Source organism: Neobacillus sp. NRS-1170 (assembly GCF_050468025.1).
Window position 1 is genome coordinate 21,610 of the sequence record NZ_JBITPF010000089.1, and the last position, 19,189, is coordinate 40,798.

23 protein-coding genes are annotated in these 19,189 nt (G+C 37.5%); 20 read left to right on the forward strand and 3 right to left on the reverse strand.

What is annotated here, in order from left to right:
- The first annotated feature begins 302 nt into the window (after positions 1-302).
- Together ACIFOT_RS29650 and ACIFOT_RS29655 are read left to right on the forward strand one after the other, a co-directional pair.
- Positions 303-2,861, forward strand: coding sequence for a vitamin B12-dependent ribonucleotide reductase (locus tag ACIFOT_RS29650; RefSeq protein ID WP_430071769.1), 2,559 nt, complete (start codon positions 303-305; stop codon positions 2,859-2,861).
- 204 nt (positions 2,862-3,065) lie between these two features.
- Positions 3,066-3,518, forward strand: a complete 453-nt coding sequence (locus tag ACIFOT_RS29655; RefSeq protein WP_430071772.1) for a C40 family peptidase — start codon at positions 3,066-3,068, stop codon at positions 3,516-3,518.
- A gap of 39 nt (positions 3,519-3,557) precedes the next feature.
- Here the strand turns inward: ACIFOT_RS29655 and ACIFOT_RS29660 are convergent, their stop codons facing one another.
- On the reverse strand, positions 3,558-3,851 hold the full coding sequence (locus ACIFOT_RS29660; protein ID WP_430071775.1) for an RNA polymerase alpha subunit C-terminal domain-containing protein: 294 nt from the start codon (positions 3,849-3,851) through the stop codon (positions 3,558-3,560).
- Positions 3,852-3,979: 128 nt separating this feature from the next.
- Between ACIFOT_RS29660 and ACIFOT_RS29665 the strand changes: the two genes are divergently transcribed.
- Positions 3,980-4,852 (forward strand): patatin-like phospholipase family protein, encoded by an 873-nt coding sequence (locus tag ACIFOT_RS29665; RefSeq protein ID WP_430071778.1) that lies wholly within the window; start codon positions 3,980-3,982, stop codon positions 4,850-4,852.
- Positions 4,853-4,864: 12 nt separating this feature from the next.
- On the opposite strand, the gene ACIFOT_RS29670 is transcribed toward ACIFOT_RS29665, so the two are convergent.
- Entirely contained in the window at positions 4,865-5,257 is a 393-nt protein-coding gene (locus tag ACIFOT_RS29670; RefSeq protein WP_430071780.1) for an SA1362 family protein, read from the reverse strand.
- 56 nt (positions 5,258-5,313) lie between these two features.
- Entirely contained in the window at positions 5,314-6,258 is a 945-nt protein-coding gene (locus tag ACIFOT_RS29675) for a DUF1385 domain-containing protein (protein WP_430071782.1), read from the reverse strand.
- Between the two features lie 254 nt (positions 6,259-6,512).
- On the opposite strand from ACIFOT_RS29675, the gene ACIFOT_RS29680 reads away from it, so the two are divergent.
- The 17 genes from ACIFOT_RS29680 (at position 6,513) to ACIFOT_RS29760 (ending at position 19,124) form a co-directional block, all read left to right on the forward strand.
- Complete coding sequence (locus tag ACIFOT_RS29680; protein ID WP_430071785.1) at positions 6,513-7,010, forward strand: YqhR family membrane protein; 498 nt, start codon at positions 6,513-6,515, stop codon at positions 7,008-7,010.
- A 78-nt stretch (positions 7,011-7,088) separates the two neighbouring features.
- Entirely contained in the window at positions 7,089-8,150 is a 1,062-nt protein-coding gene (locus tag ACIFOT_RS29685) for a M24 family metallopeptidase (protein ID WP_430071788.1), read from the forward strand.
- A 21-nt stretch (positions 8,151-8,171) separates the two neighbouring features.
- Positions 8,172-8,729 (forward strand): elongation factor P, encoded by a 558-nt coding sequence (gene efp, locus ACIFOT_RS29690; protein ID WP_430071790.1) that lies wholly within the window; start codon positions 8,172-8,174, stop codon positions 8,727-8,729.
- 141 nt (positions 8,730-8,870) lie between these two features.
- Complete coding sequence (locus ACIFOT_RS29695) at positions 8,871-9,368, forward strand: DUF6803 family protein (RefSeq protein WP_430071793.1); 498 nt, start codon at positions 8,871-8,873, stop codon at positions 9,366-9,368.
- A 160-nt stretch (positions 9,369-9,528) separates the two neighbouring features.
- Entirely contained in the window at positions 9,529-9,972 is a 444-nt protein-coding gene (locus ACIFOT_RS29700) for a PCYCGC motif-containing (lipo)protein (RefSeq protein ID WP_430071796.1), read from the forward strand.
- Positions 9,973-9,983: 11 nt separating this feature from the next.
- Positions 9,984-10,637 carry a c-type cytochrome gene (locus tag ACIFOT_RS29705; protein ID WP_430071799.1) on the forward strand — a complete coding sequence of 218 codons (654 nt, stop codon included), beginning with the start codon at positions 9,984-9,986 and terminating at the stop codon, positions 10,635-10,637.
- Positions 10,638-10,861: 224 nt separating this feature from the next.
- On the forward strand, positions 10,862-11,914 hold the full coding sequence (locus tag ACIFOT_RS29710; protein WP_430071802.1) for a hypothetical protein: 1,053 nt from the start codon (positions 10,862-10,864) through the stop codon (positions 11,912-11,914).
- A 13-nt stretch (positions 11,915-11,927) separates the two neighbouring features.
- On the forward strand, positions 11,928-12,380 hold the full coding sequence (locus ACIFOT_RS29715) for a cytochrome c maturation protein CcmE (RefSeq protein WP_430071804.1): 453 nt from the start codon (positions 11,928-11,930) through the stop codon (positions 12,378-12,380).
- A 25-nt stretch (positions 12,381-12,405) separates the two neighbouring features.
- Positions 12,406-14,388, forward strand: a complete 1,983-nt coding sequence (locus tag ACIFOT_RS29720; RefSeq protein WP_430071807.1) for a heme lyase CcmF/NrfE family subunit — start codon at positions 12,406-12,408, stop codon at positions 14,386-14,388.
- A 1-nt stretch (position 14,389) separates the two neighbouring features.
- Positions 14,390-14,893, forward strand: a complete 504-nt coding sequence (locus ACIFOT_RS29725) for a cytochrome c-type biogenesis protein (protein WP_430071809.1) — start codon at positions 14,390-14,392, stop codon at positions 14,891-14,893.
- 12 nt (positions 14,894-14,905) lie between these two features.
- The gene (locus ACIFOT_RS29730; protein ID WP_430071812.1) at positions 14,906-15,280 is read left to right on the forward strand and encodes a hypothetical protein; all 375 of its coding nucleotides are present in this window, start codon (positions 14,906-14,908) and stop codon (positions 15,278-15,280) included.
- A complete protein-coding gene (locus tag ACIFOT_RS29735) occupies positions 15,277-16,272 on the forward strand; it encodes a hypothetical protein (RefSeq protein WP_430071814.1) in 996 nt (331 codons plus the stop codon). The genes ACIFOT_RS29730 and ACIFOT_RS29735 overlap by 4 nt, the downstream gene beginning before the upstream one ends.
- A 23-nt stretch (positions 16,273-16,295) precedes the next feature.
- Positions 16,296-17,000: a heme ABC exporter ATP-binding protein CcmA gene (ccmA, locus tag ACIFOT_RS29740; RefSeq protein WP_430071816.1), complete on the forward strand. Its 705-nt coding sequence runs from the start codon at positions 16,296-16,298 to the stop codon at positions 16,998-17,000.
- On the forward strand, positions 16,997-17,677 hold the full coding sequence (locus ACIFOT_RS29745) for a heme exporter protein CcmB (protein ID WP_430071818.1): 681 nt from the start codon (positions 16,997-16,999) through the stop codon (positions 17,675-17,677). The genes ccmA and ACIFOT_RS29745 overlap by 4 nt, the downstream gene beginning before the upstream one ends.
- 3 nt (positions 17,678-17,680) lie before the next feature.
- Positions 17,681-18,442, forward strand: a complete 762-nt coding sequence (locus ACIFOT_RS29750) for a cytochrome c biogenesis protein (RefSeq protein WP_430071821.1) — start codon at positions 17,681-17,683, stop codon at positions 18,440-18,442.
- 12 nt (positions 18,443-18,454) lie between these two features.
- On the forward strand, positions 18,455-18,586 hold the full coding sequence (locus tag ACIFOT_RS29755; protein ID WP_430071824.1) for a CcmD family protein: 132 nt from the start codon (positions 18,455-18,457) through the stop codon (positions 18,584-18,586).
- A 28-nt stretch (positions 18,587-18,614) separates the two neighbouring features.
- Positions 18,615-19,124: a TlpA family protein disulfide reductase gene (locus ACIFOT_RS29760; RefSeq protein ID WP_430071827.1), complete on the forward strand. Its 510-nt coding sequence runs from the start codon at positions 18,615-18,617 to the stop codon at positions 19,122-19,124.
- Positions 19,125-19,189: the final 65 nt, after the last annotated feature.

The following is a 19,189-nucleotide window of genomic DNA, read 5'->3' on the forward strand; positions in this document are numbered from 1 at the left end:
ATAAAAAAATAATTCTCAAACCGCAAAATATGTTAAAAAATGCTGTTTTTTGCCGAAAAACCAAAGAAATCTTTATTTTGCTCAAAAATCTAGTGTATTTTAAGTTTGACAAAATAATTGTTTTTTGTCTAATCTACAATATGTAGTAGTGTCGAAAATATTTTCGGTACCATATATTGAGTTTTAGTTGATTTGTTCAGTAATTCTATGTTAACTTATGTTTATTAAGACAACTAGATATAGCATAGCTTACTAGAATCTAACACAATATACAGAATTTATAAATTGAAGGAGTTGTTTTCATGTCTATAGTTTTTAGACAAAAAATGAATATCGATTTTGAGAGGTTAAATGAGGACATCCGCTTGTTTCCCCAGGTGCACCCAGTAACCCCAGATATGAAAATAACCCACAAGGGCGTTTCTCGATTGGTCATGCTAGACCGCTATACCTTTAAAGATACTGCAAAAATTACCCTGACGAATGGTGACTTTGTTGTTTTAACGATTAAAGAGGATCCGAAATTTCCAGCTAGAGGGCTTGGTACAATAAAGGAAATAGATTGGGAAAAGAAAAAGGCAAAGGTTTTGGTGGAGGAGGAATTCAGAGGCGTCTTGGATGATCAGCAGGAATCTGAAACAGGAATTATCTGGCGCTCTCTCGATGTAATCGAGAAGCCGCTGGAGCTTTTTTATGAGCAGATTGCAAAAAGGAATGCTACAGGTCTTGCTTCTGTTGAAGAAACGGAAGAGAAGCGGATTGAGTGGACAGAGAAGTTTTATCAGGAGCTTGTGAATATGAACTTCATTCCTGCCGGGCGTGTCCTTTACGGAGCAGGATCAGGCACTGAGGTAACATTCTTTAATTGTTACGTAATGCCTTTTGTACCAGACTCCCGTGAAGGTATTTCTGACCACCGGAAACAGGTCATGGAGATCATGAGCCGCGGCGGCGGTGTTGGAACTAATGGTTCGACATTAAGACCGCGAAACACCCTTGCAAGAGGCGTTAATGGAAAATCATCTGGTTCGGTTTCGTGGCTGGATGATATTGCGAAGTTGACTCACTTAGTCGAACAAGGAGGCAGCCGCAGGGGCGCGCAGATGATCATGCTGGCTGATTGGCATCCAGATATCATTGAATTCATTATTTCAAAAATGCAAAACCCTAGAATTCTACGATTCTTAATTGAAAATACAAACGATGAAACAATTAAAAAACATGCTAAAGATAAGCTAAAGTTCACACCATTGACTCTTCAGGAAACGGCGATGTACCAAGGAATTGTCAATTATAAAAACATCCCTGGATTAGGCGGTTTCAGTGATTCCATAATTGCTGAGGCAGAAGAAAAGCTTTCAACGGGCGGTAATTTTACAGTTCATAATTCTGAATTCTTAACGGGTGCAAACATCTCTGTTTGTTTAACAAAAGAATTTATGGAAGCTGTTGAAAACAATAGTGAATATGAACTACGTTTCCCATATGTTGAGCACTATAATGAAGAGGAAATGAAATTCTACAACGAAGAATGGCATAAAGTTGGAGATGTTCGTGAGTGGGAAAAGCTCGGTTATAAAGTGCGTGTTTATAAAAAGATCAAAGCAAAAGAGCTATGGAATCTAATAAACATCTGCGCAACCTACTCTGCTGAACCAGGAATATTCTTTATTGATAACGCAAACGACATGACAAATGCGAAAGCATATGGTCAGCAAGTAGTAGCGACAAACCCGTGTGGTGAACAACCTCTCGCACCGTTTTCAGTATGTAACCTTGCAGCAGTTAATCTTGCTGAAATGGCTGATAAGGAAACAAGAACAGTTGACTTTGAAAAATTAAAGAGTACCGTAGCTGTTGGTGTCCGCATGCAGGACAACGTCATCAATGCTACTCCATATTTCTTGGAAGAAAATAAAAAGCAAGCTCTAGGTGAACGTCGTGTTGGTCTTGGAGTTATGGGTTTACATGATCTACTTATCTACTGTGAAACAGAGTATGGTTCACCAGAAGGTAACAAACTAGTTGATGAGGTTTTTGAAACAATAGCAACTACTGCATATAAAACATCAGTTGAATTGGCGAAAGAAAAAGGAAGCTTCCCATTCTTAAACGGTGAAACATATGAAGAAACAAATCGTTTACGACATGCTTTCATTGAAACTGGGTATATGAAAAAAATGCCTGAAGACATCCGCGTTTCTATTTTAGAAAGCGGAATTAGAAATTCTCATTTGCTGACTGTTGCTCCTACAGGATCAACTGGAACAATGGTTGGTGTTTCAACCGGATTAGAGCCTTATTTCTCATTCTCCTACTTCCGAAGCGGACGTCTAGGCAAATTTATTGAAGTAAATGCAGATATTGTTCAAGAATATCTTGAGACGCATCCTGAAGCAAATCCAAACAATTTGCCAAAATGGTTTGTTACAGCAATGGAGCTTGCTCCTGAAGCCCATGCTGATGTTCAATGCGTCATCCAGCGCTGGATTGACAGTTCTATCAGTAAAACAGTTAACGCGCCAAAAGGCTACAGTGTAGAACAAGTTGAAAAGGTATATGAGCGTCTCTACCGCGGCGGTGCAAAAGGCGGTACTGTCTATGTAGACGGTTCACGTGATTCTCAAGTACTTACACTGAAAGCAGAAGAGAACACTAATGAGCAGTTATCCATGTTTGATGAAAAACCAAAGCAGCATGTCGTTCTAGTTGATACGATCAGTGATCTTCGTTCAACTGACGTGACTATTGGATCTGAAGTTGGCAACACATGCCCAGTCTGCCGAAAAGGAAAAGTAAAAGAAATTGGCGGCTGTAATACTTGTACAAATTGTAATGCCCAATTAAAATGTGGATTATAGAACATTTCGGAGCGAATGGATGGTAATTTCCATTCGTTCTTTTTATTTAGACAGCATATAGAGCATATTGATCCTCTAATTCACACTCGAAACAAAGTTATTTTAGAATAACTTTTGTAACGCAACTGTAATCTGGCTGTGACCTCGCTGTTACTCTTTCCTTGTATAGTATGAGTATCAAATCACTCCAAGGGGGACTAACAAATGTTGAAGAATCTTATCGCAGCTTTAGTAATTACAGCTACAATAACAACTTCTTTGTTTGCCACTGCGGGTGATAAAGCAGAAGCGGCATATTATCATACAAAAGCAATTTCGGTAGCAAAAGCCAATCTCGGCGTTCCATATCGATATGGCGGCATTACACCAAGAGGCTTCGACTGTTCTGGTCTAGTTAAATATTCGTTCGGACAAGCAGGTAAAGTATTGCCAAGAACAGCGGCTGACATGTATTACACAAAAGGGTACCGCGTTAGTTCATTACAAGTTGGGGACCTAATGTTCTTTGCACCAACAAAAGCAAGCAGACCAGATCACGTTGCGATTTATATTGGAGCAGGGAAAATGGTTATGGCATCATCATCTAAAGGTGTAATCATTACCTATACAAGCAACAGCTATTGGAAGCCAAGATACATTGGAGCAAAACGAATCTAATTAAACACAAAAGAACATCGTCCAAGGCGATGTTCTTTTTTAGCTCTTAAATGTCAATCCATTTTCCTTTAATTCAGACCTAAGTTTAGGAATAGATGATGGCCCCATTCCATGAAAGTGCAAAATTTCTTTTTCACTATATTTTGATAACGTCTGTAACGAAGTTATCCCATTGTTTTCCAAAGCTCGCCTTGCTGGAGCTGAGAGCAATGAAAGAAATCCACTTTCAGGTTTACGTTCTTGCTCACAAGTCGGGCAGGTTGGACAATCGCTGCTTTTATAATATTTGTGTCCTTGGCTGCAAGTCCGTAAATTCTTTTCCGAAGCTGCCATATAAAAATCTCCTTTCTTTTAAAACTTTTCTACACCCTTCACAAAAAATTTTTTCTTTGTCCGTCGTACTATTTTGCTAACAAGCCGATTAAAAATGTAACAATGACTTCATCTTGGGAGTGGCTGCCATGAAAATAGACGGCGTTTTTTCTGGGGGAGGAATGAAAGGCTTTGCACTTGTAGGAGCCTGCGAAGAAATTGAAAGCAGAGGAATACAGTTTGTCAGGGTTGCAGGGACCAGTGCAGGATCAATCGTGGCAGCACTAATTGCTGCCGGCTACACAAGCAAAGAAATTTATCAAATGATAGATGAGCTGGATATATCAAAAATGCTTGATGCCCGCAAAACATTCATTCCAATACCATTTATTAAATGGCTATCTGTTTATTGGAAGCTCGGTCTTTATAAAGGGAAAAAGTTTGAAAACTGGATGAAAAATAAGCTGGAAGCTAAGGGAATAAGTACCTTTTCCGATTTACCTCCCCAATCTTTAAGAGTAATTGCTTCGGACTTATCAAATGGTCAAATGGTCGTTTTGCCAGATGATTTAGTAAAATACGGAATCGACCCTGGTTCCTTTCAAGTCGCAAAAGCAATTAGAATGAGCTGCAGCATTCCATATTTTTTTGAACCTGTTAAAATGCGTTCGAACATTTTAGTGGATGGTGGGGTCCTAAGTAATTTCCCGATGTGGCTGTTTGATAAGGAAAATATTCAAAAAGTAAGGCCTGTCCTGGGAATCAAGCTAAGTCCAGATGAATACGAACATAAAAAACACAAAATAAACAATGGCATTCAATTAATGGGAGCCTTGTTCGAGACCATGAAGGATGCCCATGATGCAAGGTACATTTCCAAAAAACATGCAAAAAATATCATCTTTATTCCAACTGATGGATTTTTCTCATTGGAGTTCCATTTAACAGATGAGAAGAAACAAAAACTGTTTGAGTTAGGAAAAGAGCAGGCTAATCAGTTTTTGAAGACATGGTGTTATTAAAAAATCGAGCATCTAAAAAGATGCTCGATTTTTCTTTTTATTCTTTTTCCCATCAATGACAGTGAGATGAGCAGGAGATTTCTTTTTCGTCTTGCTGCTTTTCTTTAATGAGGTTAAAGTCCCATGGGCAGAGCCTTTAACAGAGGCATCTCCACCCTTCTGCTGCAATCGTTTCTTCGATTGTTTTGCTGCTTTAAGAAATGCCCTCTGCTCTCTTTTCTGGGGGCTCGAATTTGAAAATTTCCGCACAACGAAATATATGATTAAACCGATCAATGCGATGACAGCTATTCTCTGAATGAAACCGGCAGGATTAGCTGTAAAAGAGCCATAAATACCCAATAAAGCAAGAATGATAAGACCGCCAACAACAAACACGGATGTCCGATTTTTCAAGAAAGCCACCTCCCTAAGAGCATCATAAGCATTTTTTTAACCTTTTAAACCCGTTAAATCAAAGATTAAACAATTTCTTCCTTTTCAAAAGAGATCTCAGATTCCTTTTCTCTTCTTAACAATTCATTAAAGGAAAGGATTGCCACTTCCACCTGATCATCATTTGGTTCTTTAGTCGTTAAAAGCTGTAACCAAAGTCCCGGCAGACCTAGGTATTTCAGTACTGGAATATCTCTGAGTTTGTTGGTAATTTGCAAGACTTCAAACGCAATACCTAATACAACTGGTATTAAAAGAAGTCGGTCGACAATGCGTAACCAAAGCGGCGATGTTGGTACAAGTAAATAGACAAAAACGCCGACAATGACTGTAAATAGGATGAAACTGCTGCCACATCGATAATGAAGTCGTGAGTGTGACTGAACATTTTCAATTGTCAATTCGACCCCAGCTTCGAAGGTATTAATTACTTTATGCTCAGCCCCATGATATTGAAACACCCTTTTAATAAGAGGAGTAAGTGAAACAAAATAAATATAGGAAAGGAGCAGTAGAAGCTTAAACAACCCTTCTACTAATACTTGAGCAACATCTGATGGGAAGATGGGTTTCGTTAGTTCTGCTAAGAAAACCGGAATTAGAGTGAAAGCGAATTTACCAAATAAAAATGAAATGACTCCTATCACAGCAACTCCAAGATACATCGTTAATTTGGAGACTTCTTTTTCTTTTATTTTCGCATCTTCTTTTGGGTCTAAATCAAATCTTTCCGTGGAAAAGTTTAAGTGTTTGGAGCCATTCGCACTTGCCTCAATTATGGCAATAATCCCTCTAATAAACGGTATTTTTTTCAAAAATGAAAAATAAGGGTTGCTTTTTCGGGGCAAATGGAAATATTCTACAGAATGATCTTTTCTGCGAACCGCGGTCACATAATGATGTTTTCCGCCAAACATGACTCCTTCTACAACGGCTTGACCGCCATATACGGGTTTTTGAGTATGGGACATAAGTGAACACCAACCTATTACAAAAGTTGCACAATAGCAGAAATGATAAATCTGTATGTACTTAAATGTATTCTACTAGAAAAATGAAAAAACCTCTAGGAATGACATAATTTTTCCATCTAAATTTAGTAATTTTTTTTTTGCATGCAAGGGAATGAAACCCTAGGGACATAATAAGGTGGAATTTATTCAAGTGCATACATGTTTTGTAAAAAAAGCTTTTGTTTGAAAGTTAAAATTGGAGGTTTATGGTAATGGCTAATATACTTAAGACAGATGATTATCCAAAACCAATGTCTTTTCCTGTAATGGTCTTTTGGACTGGTTTATTTGGTGGTATTTTTTGGGGGTTTATTGGATATCTCGCGAATTATTTAAGTTTTACGGAAATTAATCCTAATGTAATCCTAGAGCCTTGGGCTTTTGGGGATTGGAAGACACAATGGCAGGGAACGATAATTTCCATTTTATTACTAGGAATTATTTCAGTCGTGGCAGCATTTATATACTATTTCGTTTTAAGGAAACTGAAAGGATTCTGGTTTGGCATCGTTTACGGGCTTATTTTGTACCTATTGGTATTCTTTGTCCTAAATCCTCTTTTTCCTGGGATAAAACCATTTTTTGATTTAAGCAGAGATACCATTATTACGTCTATTTGTATTTATATCGTATATGGAATCTTTATTGGATATTCGATTAATTATGAGTACCAAAATAATATAGCACAAGAGAATGAGGCATCATCTTAATTTGTAATTAGTCGGATTCCGCTGGTTGTGATAAAATATTTGTGTCTTCGTTTGGATTTGAAAAGGAGAGTGGGAACGATGGAGAAATTAGAAAAATTACGATCAAGCTTTGGTGCATATGGGATTGATGGAATCTTAATTACAAGCTCGTATAATCGCCGGTACATATCAAATTTCACAGGTTCTGCAGGGGTTGTTTTAATCAGTGCAAATAAAGCTCTTTTTATCACTGATTTTCGCTATATTGAGCAGGCTTCGAAACAATGCGACGGTTTTGAAATTATTAAGTTTTCTGGTTCCATTCCTGAGGAAGTGGCCCAGCAAGCAAAAAATTTAGGCATTCAAAAGCTTGGAATTGAAGAGGATTATTTAACTTACTCTTCCTTTAAAGTATATGACAAAGAAGTTGAAGCTGAACTTGTTCCGGTTTCAGGGGTAGTGGAAAAATTACGCTTGATTAAGGCCGATGCAGAGATTAAGATATTAAAGGAAGCAGCGGATATTGCTGATGCTGCATTTAAACATATTTTAGATTTTATTCGTCCAGGGAAAACTGAACTGGAAGTATCGAATGAGTTAGAATTCTTTATGAGAAAAGCTGGAGCAACTTCATCTTCTTTTGATACCATTGTTGCGTCTGGACATCGCTCTGCACTTCCGCATGGTGTAGCAAGTGACAAAGTAATCGAAAAAGGTGACATGGTAACACTTGATTACGGTGCGTATTACAAGGGATATGTTTCCGATATCACAAGAACAGTTGCTGTTGGTGAGCCTGATGCAAAGCTGAAGGAAATTTATAATATCGTTCTTGAGTCCCAATTACGTGGTATGGATGGTATTAAACCTGGGATTACTGGAAAGCAAGCAGATGCTTTAACGAGAGACTACATCACCGAAAAAGGTTATGGAGAATATTTCGGGCATTCAACAGGTCATGGAATTGGTTTAGAGGTCCATGAAGGTCCTGGTCTATCCAGCAAATCTGATCTCGTTTTAGAACCAGGAATGGTCGTTACTTGTGAACCTGGTATATACATTCCAGGTCTTGGCGGGGTTCGGATTGAAGATGATACCTTAATTACCAAGGATCATAACGAAGCACTTACTCATTCAACGAAAGATCTAATTATTTTGTAACGAACATAGGAGGATTTAAACATGATTTCTGTTAACGATTTTCGTACAGGATTAACTATTGAAGTAGATGGCGGCCTTTGGCGCGTCATTGATTTCCAACACGTGAAGCCAGGGAAGGGAGCGGCGTTTGTTCGTTCCAAACTGCGTAACCTTCGCAATGGAGCTATTCAAGAAAAAACATTCCGTGCGGGTGAAAAGGTTGAAAAAGCACAAATCGATAACCGCAAAATGCAATATCTTTATGCAAGCGGTGACCAACATGTGTTTATGGATATGGATTCCTACGAACAAGTGGAACTCCCTGCTAATAACATTGAATATGAATTAAAGTTTTTAAAGGAAAATATGGAAATTCATATTATGATGTTTAATCATGAAACTCTCGGTGTAGAATTGCCAAACACTGTTGAACTAGAAGTAACGGAAACAGAACCAGGAATTAAAGGTGACACTGCTTCCGGCGGTACGAAGCCTGCAACACTAGAAACTGGTTTAACTGTTCAAGTACCTTTCTTCGTTAACCAAGGCGATCGATTAATTATCAATACAGCAGAAGCTTCATACGTATCAAGAGCATAATAAAAGAGAAAAAAAGCTTTAGACCGCAAAAACGGTTCTAAGGCTTTTTTATTTTTAACAAATTCTCCAAAGTTTCTCCTAAGTTTCTGCACACTTTTTATTTAGATTAAGAGTGTAATCAACCTAAAGGAGAAGATAAAAATGAACATGACGCATTATATGGGAATATTAGCAGACAATCAGCCCTGGAATTTAATCATTTTTATGGCGATTCCAGTCATCTGTGCCGAAACCATAGCGATTACAGAATTAGGTATCCTTTTTACCCGAAATTTAAATGGGGGCTTAAGAAAAGTTAATAAGATAGTAAGTATTATAGCTGGTTTTTATTTCACAGGAATTTTCGTTTACTTAATGAAGACAGCGTACATTCCATTAACCGTAAATGGAGAATGGAAAGGCTGGATTGATGTAATAGGGGTGACCTTTTACTTGCTTGGAATTGTACCATTATTAGGGATGGCCCTCTTAGATTTGGGGCTTATTTACAAAAACAAAACCGCAGAGGAAAAGTTGAAAATTCATGCCTTTTTCGTTGGGATGTTCTTAGTGGTTGCCCACGTGGCCATGATTTTTGGGATGGTCGATCCTTCAATTGGAACTGTAAGTCATGATGGTCATGACATGATGAATATGTAGATTGAAATCGCTGAAGATACCGAAAAGGGATTTTCAGCGTTTTACATTTAATTATCTTTAAAACTTCACGAAATAGTAAGAATTAATAACAATTCAGCCATTTTCTATTTGCTAAAATGAATTTGAAAAAATAAATGAAAGGGAAGGGGGTATACAGAACATGAAACGAATAACATCTCTTTTATTTCTAGCCATTGTAATGGCTATCATCGCGGCTGGCTGTAGTTCAAAAATAGAAGATCTAACGCTTAATAAAAAACATAAGCCGCTCCCTGATTATGTGTTAAATTCTTCAGAGAAAATTCAAGAGACCTATATAATGGCAGCAAGCTATCCAGAGGTGGTAGCGCAAGTTCCTTGCTATTGCGGCTGTGTGAGCGATGGACATAAGAGCAATCTAGATTGCTTTGTTGGACAAATGGGTGGAGAAAATGCCGTGGAAGAATGGGATTCACATGGTATAGCATGAGACACATGTGTCAATATCGCCCGGGAGGCGGTAGAAATGCATCTTGACGGAAAAAGTCCAAGTAAAATATATGATTTAATCACAAGAAAATACGAAGATTTTGGGGAGCCAACTCCAACACCGGAACCAAAGTAAAGGAGTAACCCATGAAAAAAATATTAATCGGAAGTTACATTTTGATTATTATTGGAATTACTTTTTGTATCGAGAATAGCGATCTTTTTAATGCCAAGAACTCTAAGTCAATCGCTGCGGGGGAAAAAGTATACAATAAAAACTGTCTTATATGTCATGGTAAAACCGGAAAAGGTGAAGGTTCAAAAGCTGGGACAGCAATAAACAATCAACATTTTTTAAGTTCTGTATCTGATAAAGATCTTTATAATTATGTTAAATTCGGCAGAGAAGCGACTGCGATGAGGGCTTTTGGATCAGGGGTATCGGAAAAGGATTTGAAAAATCTTGTTGCATTCATGAGGGAATGGCACACCGAGGAGATTAAATTTGATACTCCAAAAACGGTTTCTGGTAATCCGGAAAAAGGCAAAGAAAAATATAATCTGTATTGTTTAACTTGTCATGGAGAAACTGGTTCAGGGAAGCAAAGAATGGGAACTGCATTGTCAAATCCAATGTATTTGAGGTATACAACCGATAAGCAAATTTGGATTGATATTGCCTACGGCCGTGAAGAAACACGAATGGGTCCCTCTTTAAAGAGTCTTGACGGTGCAAGACAGCTTAAAGAAAAAGATATTTCTGATATTGTTTCCTATATTCGATCTTGGGAGAAAAAATGATGAAAGTGTAACCTTAAATCTACTTGGTAGATTTAAGGTTTTTTTCTTTTTTTTTCAAATGTGTCTAATTTGTGGTTGTTTTTTGACGAAAACGCAACGTTTTTTGTCCTTTAACAAAATGTTCAAGAGTGGTTCAACAAAGAGGATTCACTAACGATTATATTTGTTTCAAAGAGGACTATAGTAAAAATTACTCAGCTTTTCAAAGGTCAAGGAGGATTAATATGCTTAAAAAGAGGTTGTTGGCATTTTTAGTAATTGGAGCATTTTTTACAAACTTTATCATTCCAAAGGCTAGTGCCGAAACAGTGTTTCAAGCCGAAAAATTTCCTTTTAAGGAAATGCAGATACAAGTAATGCCAGAATTTGATTACCCAGAGGATTGGGGATCCCGAGATATTCCTTCATTACTAGTAGGCCAGTACGGCACGATTACAAACAAAAGCGGCCAAGATTATGATGGGAAAATTGAAATACCAGTTCCCGCTATGGAAAAAGGTTTCGAAGCCTATTTGGTTGCAGAATTTCCAGAAGAAAATAAGCCAGAGGTCCAGCGGCCCTATGATGTTGATAAAGAAAATGGGCTTATCACCTGGAATCCAGCGAAGCCGATAAAGAGTAACGAAACATATAAATTTGTTATCGAATATTATTCCAAGTCTGTTGACGTAAAGGACAACAAAAGCTTTACATACGAACTTCAAAAAAATGCTGATATAGAGCTGTTGGATGTTATCTTTTATGCTCCCATGAATGCAAAAGATATCAAGCTTGAACCGAAGCCGCAAAATAATTCAAAAAGTGAATATGGAGAAGAACTATATTACTACCAATATAAAAATGTAAAAGCAGCTGATAGTTTAATATACTCCTTCACATATAAAAAAGGTGGGACAGAATCAACGATGGAAGTGATAAACAAGCAGCAGCCCCCAAATGATGAAAACCATTCAGGTGTTATTGGAACAGCGACAGATCAAGTTAAAAAAGGCGGAAGCGATAATTCTAATCAGCCAATTATCGGAGTCGGAGGAGCATCAATTATTGGGATTGCAATTATAATTGCCGGTGCCTTTGTTTTCTTAGGACTAAAAGGGAACTTACAAAGACCAACAAAGATAACCAAACATAATAAACAACAACCGAAAAAACCAACAAATGGAAAAAATGAGCATAAAACTGCAAATGAAGAAGAGAAAAAAGAACTTCGTAAAAAGCTTTTAACCGGAAAGATTGATCAGGAAATGTACGAAGAAGAAATGAAAAAATTAATTTAATGAGGTGAGAAGGATGAAAAAGAACACACTTGTAATGCTCGGCGGCTTTATTATTGCAGGAGCCATTGTTTTTCTATTAATGGCAGCTACCCCAGGTTCAAGTGGAATCGAATTGACCATGAAAGAGCTTCTTGCAACCCAAGATCAACATAAAGACGATTTTGTTACGGTAGAAGGGCTATTAATTGAGGACTCTATTAAATGGAATCCTGACAAAATTGAATTGAATTTTGATGTAAAGGACAACGACGGTAATATCATGCACGTGATTCACAAAGGGCCAAAACCGGATAACTTCTCAGAGGGAGTCATCACCATTCTTCAAGGTGCTCCAACAAAGAAAGACACATTCGTCGCAGAAACGGTCAAAACGAGATGCCCTTCTAAATATGAAGGAAAAGATATGAAGAACTATGATCCAGAAACACATAAGGATAAGCTAAATCAACCACCGAAAGAAAAATAACAGGCAAACATAAGAAGGTGACGAAATGTATTTATTTGCAAACGCAACAATTTATATAGGATTAGCTGTTTCCATATATTCACTGCTTATTATTACTTTGGGAATTAGTACGAAAAATCAGAGGCTGGTTAACAGTGGTAAAGGCGGAATGATAGCATTATTTGTTTGTGCTTTAATGGCGATGCTTTCCCTTTTCTACCTTTTAGCAACATCACAATTCCAATATGAATATGTAACTGATTATACGAGCAGTGAGCTTCCAATCATCTATAAACTGACTGCGCTTTGGGCAGGTAATGCTGGCTCTCTGTTACTGTGGACATTCTTCCTTACCCTTTACTCCATTATGATTGCTTTTTCAAGGAAAATGAAGAGTAACCCGATGGTTCCATACATCTCAGCTATTCTTTTAGCAAATGCGGTTTTCTTCTTCTTTATCCTAGGATTTGTCGCAAAACCATTCGTTCTGTTAGATACAATTCCGATTGAGGGTAAAGGCTTAAACCCTATGCTTCAAAATCCTGGAATGATCATCCATCCAGTTACTCTCTACCTTGGTTATGTGGGTCTTGCTGTACCCTTTGCGTTTGCTATGTCTGCGTTAATTCTCAAAAACGTTGATGATTTCTGGATTAAAATGACTAGGCGCTGGACGATTATTGCTTGGTTATTTTTAAGTCTCGGAAATATTTTTGGTGGTCAATGGGCATATGTTGAGCTCGGCTGGGGCGGATATTGGGCATGGGATCCGGTTGAAAATGCTTCGTTTATGCCATGGCTGACAGCTACTGCATTTCTGCACTCCGTCATGATTCAAGAACGAAAAAACATGTTGAAAATATGGAATATTAGCTTAATCATCGTTTCTTATGCTCTTACATTATTTGGAACTTTCCTCGTCCGCAGTGGTGTTCTGACATCTGTCCATGCTTTTGCCAATTCGAATTTAGGATTATATTTCTTAATATTTATGGGCGTTGCTGTAATTCTTGCATTATACGTTTTAATGAGCCGTTACAACATGTTGAAGCGCAGTGCCGGTGAATTCCAATCCTTTGTTTCAAAAGAAAGCAGTTTCTTAATAAATAATCTATTGCTAGTAGGAGCAGCCTTTGCTGTTTTCTGGGGAACGATTTTCCCGCTGGTATCAGAAGCGGTTCGCGGTACGAAAGTAACTGTCGGACTTCCATTTTTTAATAAAGTAGAAGCACCAATCCTTTTATCGATGATGTTTGTTATGGCCGTTTGTCCAATGCTTGCTTGGCAAAGATCAACAATAAAAAATCTAAGGAAAAATTTCTTAATACCTTCTATTCTTGCCGTAGCCGGCATGGTACTAATGATTGTACTTGGTATTCAAAAAGCATGGGCTGTTATTGGCTATGGAGTTATTATTCTACTATTAATCACTCACTTCCTAGAGTTTTATCGAGGAGTTAAAGCAAGAAGGAAGATGACAAAAGAAGCGCCAATTACGGCTTTATTCCGTTTAATGATTCGTAATCGCCGCAGATATGGGGGATATATCGTCCATCTTGGAATTGCCTTTATTACAATGGGGATTATCGGTTCACAAAACTATGATTTAGAAACAATGAAAACAGTCGCGTTAGGCCAATCGATTGAATTAAAGGATTACCGAATTAATTACGATCGCCTTGATCAGAAAAAAGAAGGCATAAACGATATCGTTTATGCAGACGTGACTGTATTTAGAGATGGAAAAAAACTTGGTACTTTCCAGCCGGAAAAAGTTTTTTATGGAAACTGGGAACAGCCATCATCAGAAGTAGCCATAATTTCATCGATTAAAGAAGATTTATATATTGTATTGAGTGCTTGGGAAGATGATGGCAAGGCAACGTTCGTTGTTAAGGTTAATCCAATGATGAATTGGTTATGGTTTGGTTCCATTATGATAGTAATTGGTGCTCTATTCGCCGTATGGAACGGAAAATATGGCAATGTCACTCCAAGATACACTGGAATTCGCAAAGAGGTGTCTTAATATGAAAAATAAAATTTATCTAGGGCTCCTAATTATAGCATTTATTTTTCAAGGATCATTTTTTCGTGTAGAAGCAAAAGAGTTTGACTATAAATCAGCTGAATTTAAAGCAGTAGCCTCTCAATTCGCCTGTACTTGCGGATGCGGTCAAGATCATTATGAATGTGATCCCAATACCTGCAATCTAACTACTGAATTTAAAAAGGATTTAGTCGGCATGATGAAAAAAGGCTGGGATAAAGATAAAATCCGTGAGTACTATGTCAATATTTATGGAGAAGAAATCTTAACTGCTCCGGAGAAAAGCGGTTTTAGCTTAACTGCCTGGGCTATTCCTTTTGCGGTATTGGGCGTTGCAGCGATAGCATTATATTTTATCATTCGTAAATGGGTGAAGAGAAAAGGAAAAGTAGAACTAATCACTGATTTTCTGAACACGGAAGATGAAGTTGAAGGAGAAATTCTTTCTTCCATGATCGATGAAGAACGCAAAAAGTATCTTTAGGATGTGAATATAATGCACGATATCTCAATTATTTCGATGATCTTTACGGCCTTATTAGCGCTTACTTGCCTGTTTTTAATATTATCACCTTATTTTATGTGGGATACATATTTAAACGTCGGTGGAAAAGGTCAAGATTTAGTTTCCACAAAGGAAGCACTGCTAACGACCTTGAATGAATTAGAGTTTGAATACAAAATGGATAAAATCTCACAGGCTGATTATAAAAATTTAAAGAAACAATATGAAGCAGAAGTAGCAGGAATTATGAAAGAAGAAGAACTTACAATCGCAGCACAAATTGATAAAGATTTAATGGCTGAAGTGGAAAAAGAAATTGAGGCTCAAATGAAAAACTATCAAGAGAAAAAGGGGGAAGGAAAGTGATAAAAAAAATCACCATTCTCCTCCTTGGACTAGTGCTGCTTATTCCAATAAACGGTTTAGCAGGATCTGAATCAAAAGTTTCCATTGATATGCATTACATTGTTGTCAGCCCAGCTGAAGATGGGTCAACAAATATGATGAATATGGTAAATTACACGAATACATCATCTGAAGAATATAAAGGTGACGGTTCAGATGAGGCCGTTTTAAAGGTAACTCTGCCTAAAGGAGCAAAAGACCTAAATTTTTTAGATCATAAAATTGCCTTTAAACAGGTAGAAGAGGGCTTTATTACGACAACTCCTGTCCAAGCCAATCAAACACAGGTGCTCCCTTACAGCTATCGAATGGAAAAAAGCAAGGAGATTTCACTAACGGTAGATTATCAAGTTCAAATGATGCAAATTCTTGTTCCTGAAGGAATGGGAAGCATTGAAACAAAAGGCGTCCAAGCTACAAGTCAAGGACGATTTAAATTCGATGATCAAAACTATTTTGGCTATAGCATTGAAGGTCTTAAGGCAGGTCAAAGCTTCTCGCTAGTATATAACAAAGATGTACAGCCTGCAGCGGATGAGACAAAACAAGCTCAAACAACAAGTGACAGTTCAAAAAATAGTGCCGTAACTCACACAGCACCGGCTTTTCATAATCCAGGTCATCTTAGAATGTGGGCACAATCGCCATTACACCGCTTTAATCCACATGTTTTCTTAATTATTTTAGGAGCCATCATCATCGCCGGAATCTCCTATTTTGCCTATTTCAAAAGAAAGGCGAGATTGGAGGAGGAAAGACTTGACGCAGATAAGGAAGAAAAAGCTTTCAAACTATTAATGGCTAAACAGAAGGCCATTATGGATAAAATTATTGAACTCGAAGAGACCTTTGGGGATGGAATGCTTTCAGAGGGTGAATATCATGCCAAGCTGGACGCGTATAAACAGCATTTAGTTCAAGTGAAATTAAATTTACGTCATTTCATAGAGTAGCGCTGGCAGGGGGAGGAACTCGAATGATAGATATAAAGAATCTGACGAAGCAAGCTGATAATAAGCTAATCTTACGTGGTGTAGACCTCCAGGTAAAAGAAGGGGAAACGGTAGCCATCCTTGGACCAAATGGTGCTGGTAAAAGTACCTTACTAAAGGTGCTGGCAACTCTAATTAAACCGACATCAGGTATTGTCAGAATAAATGGTTTAGATCTTAAAAAGAACCATATTGAAATAAAAAGGTTAATTGGATATTTACCCCATTCCAGTTTGCTATATGATCATTACTCTCCATTAGAAAATCTTGTATTCTTCGGAAATGTATATGGGATGAAGGATGTAGAACAAAGAGCGATGAAACTTGTGAAGGACGTTGGGCTATCCTTTTTCTTAAATGAACCGGTTAAGAATTTTTCTCGGGGAATGATCCAAAGAATTGCCATTGCAAGGGCAATTGTCCATGACCCTGAGGTTCTCCTTTTGGATGAGCCCCATACCGGTTTGGATCAAGGCGCTATATCAATCTTAAATAATGTTATTCATTCGATGAAAGAAAATGGTGCGACCACATTAATGGTAACTCACGATTTCAAACAGGCATCTGAAATTTGTGACCGAATTATCATTGTGAAGAACGGAAAAATTGTCGATGATTTTAAAATCAAGAATCGTAATTTAGACCTTGTTTCAGAAAAATATGAAATGCAGGTGGAGGGAGTTTCATGAATTTATTTCGAACAGCTCTCCTTCTTGCCAAAAAGGATTTATATTCAGAACTTAAAACAAAACAAATTTTAGTTACCCAAATTATCTTTGCAGGACTTGTTATTGTTGTATTCAGTTTTGCTTTTGATCCTGCTAATAACACAACTAAAGCAGTTATTCCAGGGGTTATCTGGGTCATTATTGTGTTTGCAGGAATATTAGGACTAAATCGGTCATTTATAGCTGAGCAGCGAAATGATACCATGCAGGGTTTATTAGTTGCTCCAATGGAGGCTGCGAGTATTTATATTGGGAAATTCCTCGCAAATTTCTCCATGATTCTTGTAGTCGAACTTGTTGCTATTCCGTTTTTATTCTTATTATTTGATTTTAAGTTTTTTGGCAGCCTTCCGTATTTTATTTTAGTCGTTTTCTTAGGGAGTTTTGGATTTATCGCCATTGGTACTTTTTTAGCAGCTCTCGCTGCCAATTCAAAAAGCAGTGAAATGCTGCTGCCGTTATTGTTATTTCCCATAACAACTCCTATCTTAATTGGTGTTGTTCAGGCAACGAAAATTATTTTAACCAATATGGAAAAACTCCCTAGTGCAATAGCATGGATTCAATTGGTTTCTGCTTACGATGTGATTTTCTTTGTAGTTTGTTTCTTATTAATCGATTATGTGCTGGAGGTTTAAGTGATGAGTATAAATCTCGAACGAGAAAAAGCGGTGCTTTCTGAGTCCCGCCTGACTGACACTAGAGGAGTATATCTATCGAAAGTTTTGTTTGGCGCATCCGTTATTTCTATGCTGGTTTCCCTTTATTTTATCTTTATTTTTGCAGCCGAAGAAACAACCATGCGTGCTGCACAAAAAATCTTTTATTTCCATGTGAGTTCTGCATGGCTTGCATTTCTAGCCTTTTTTGTAACCTTTGTGTTTAGTATTTTGTTTTTAATCAAACGGAAAAGAATATTTGATACCTATGCCTATGTTTCTGCAGAAATCGGTGTAGTCTTTACCATCATCGTATTAACAACAGGGCCGATCTGGGCTAGGTCCGCCTGGAATACTTGGTGGGTATGGGAACCACGGTTGATTACGACGTTAATTCTTTTCTTTATATACGTTGCCTATATTATGATTCGTCAAATGGATGGTGTTTGGGATAAGAAAGCTCGTCTTGCTTCGGTTTTTGGCATCATTGGGTTTGCGGACGTTCCGATTGTGTTTTTCGCGATTCGCTGGTGGCAGACAAAATTCCATCCAATTGTGTTTGGTGAAGGCCCGTCGCAAAAGGGCGGCGGTATTGAGGATACGATGTTAGTCGCACTGCTTGTTACCATCACGGCTTTTACGATTCTTTATTCTTATCTTCTTCATAAAGGTGTTTCATTTGAAAATATGAAAATTAAAGTGGATCAGTATAAAGAAAAATTAAGAGAAACATTAGATAAATAGGAGGAATGAAGCATGAATTATGAATATATGTTAGGTGCGTATTCCGTTGCTTGGGTGGTCATTTTTAGTTATATGTTTATCATTGGAAAAAGGCATGACAAACTTAAGAAGGAAATCGAATTCTTAAAGCAGCTTGATAAATAAATGTTGAACTGCGTCAGGAGGAAGTCCGATGAACAAGCAAGTTAGCAAATTGCTCGTAATGATTCTTATTGTAGGGATGTTTGGCTTTTTTGGTTATAGTTTAGTAACGAAGGGCAAACATACAGATGTGGGAGATAAGGCTTATAATTTCAAACTGCCCAATTTGGACGGCAGCAAAACGAAACTTACAGATTATAAGGGCGAAGTGGTTATATTGAATTATTTTGCCAGCTGGTGTGCACCTTGTAAGGAAGAATTCCCAGAGCTGGCGGCCTTTCAAAAAGATTATAGTAATAAGTATCCGTTAATCATGATAAACCGCGGAGAAACGATGGATAGAATCAATAAGGTTACCAAAAAAAATCAAGAGGGAATGACCTATTTATTTGATTATAATGCCAAAGTTTCCAAATTATATAATGTTACGGGGCAGCCTGAAACATTTGTTATTGATAAACAGGGAATTATTAGAGAACATTATAACGGTCCGGTAACCGAAATGCAGTTATATAATTGGGTTAAGAAATATGACAAATAAACAAATAATAGAAAAGGATTGAGCCATTTAGCCATGGCTCAATCCTTTGTGCGCTTGGCAGCGCT

Coding starts and splice junctions, on each gene's coding strand:
- ACIFOT_RS29725 (WP_430071809.1), top strand. CDS start 14,390: ATGAAAAATAAAATTTATCTAGGGCTCCTAATTATAGCATTTATTTTT.
- ACIFOT_RS29665 (WP_430071778.1), top strand. CDS start 3,980: ATGAAAATAGACGGCGTTTTTTCTGGGGGAGGAATGAAAGGCTTTGCA.
- ACIFOT_RS29660 (WP_430071775.1), bottom strand. CDS start 3,851: ATGGCAGCTTCGGAAAAGAATTTACGGACTTGCAGCCAAGGACACAAA.
- ACIFOT_RS29730 (WP_430071812.1), top strand. CDS start 14,906: ATGCACGATATCTCAATTATTTCGATGATCTTTACGGCCTTATTAGCG.
- ACIFOT_RS29755 (WP_430071824.1), top strand. CDS start 18,455: ATGAATTATGAATATATGTTAGGTGCGTATTCCGTTGCTTGGGTGGTC.
- ACIFOT_RS29745 (WP_430071818.1), top strand. CDS start 16,997: ATGAATTTATTTCGAACAGCTCTCCTTCTTGCCAAAAAGGATTTATAT.
- ACIFOT_RS29705 (WP_430071799.1), top strand. CDS start 9,984: ATGAAAAAAATATTAATCGGAAGTTACATTTTGATTATTATTGGAATT.
- ACIFOT_RS29710 (WP_430071802.1), top strand. CDS start 10,862: ATGCTTAAAAAGAGGTTGTTGGCATTTTTAGTAATTGGAGCATTTTTT.
- efp (WP_430071790.1), top strand. CDS start 8,172: ATGATTTCTGTTAACGATTTTCGTACAGGATTAACTATTGAAGTAGAT.
- ACIFOT_RS29760 (WP_430071827.1), top strand. CDS start 18,615: ATGAACAAGCAAGTTAGCAAATTGCTCGTAATGATTCTTATTGTAGGG.
- ACIFOT_RS29680 (WP_430071785.1), top strand. CDS start 6,513: ATGGCTAATATACTTAAGACAGATGATTATCCAAAACCAATGTCTTTT.
- ACIFOT_RS29655 (WP_430071772.1), top strand. CDS start 3,066: ATGTTGAAGAATCTTATCGCAGCTTTAGTAATTACAGCTACAATAACA.
- ACIFOT_RS29650 (WP_430071769.1), top strand. CDS start 303: ATGTCTATAGTTTTTAGACAAAAAATGAATATCGATTTTGAGAGGTTA.
- ACIFOT_RS29750 (WP_430071821.1), top strand. CDS start 17,681: ATGAGTATAAATCTCGAACGAGAAAAAGCGGTGCTTTCTGAGTCCCGC.
- ACIFOT_RS29720 (WP_430071807.1), top strand. CDS start 12,406: ATGTATTTATTTGCAAACGCAACAATTTATATAGGATTAGCTGTTTCC.
- ACIFOT_RS29695 (WP_430071793.1), top strand. CDS start 8,871: ATGAACATGACGCATTATATGGGAATATTAGCAGACAATCAGCCCTGG.
- ACIFOT_RS29675 (WP_430071782.1), bottom strand. CDS start 6,258: ATGTCCCATACTCAAAAACCCGTATATGGCGGTCAAGCCGTTGTAGAA.
- ACIFOT_RS29715 (WP_430071804.1), top strand. CDS start 11,928: ATGAAAAAGAACACACTTGTAATGCTCGGCGGCTTTATTATTGCAGGA.
- ccmA (WP_430071816.1), top strand. CDS start 16,296: ATGATAGATATAAAGAATCTGACGAAGCAAGCTGATAATAAGCTAATC.
- ACIFOT_RS29685 (WP_430071788.1), top strand. CDS start 7,089: ATGGAGAAATTAGAAAAATTACGATCAAGCTTTGGTGCATATGGGATT.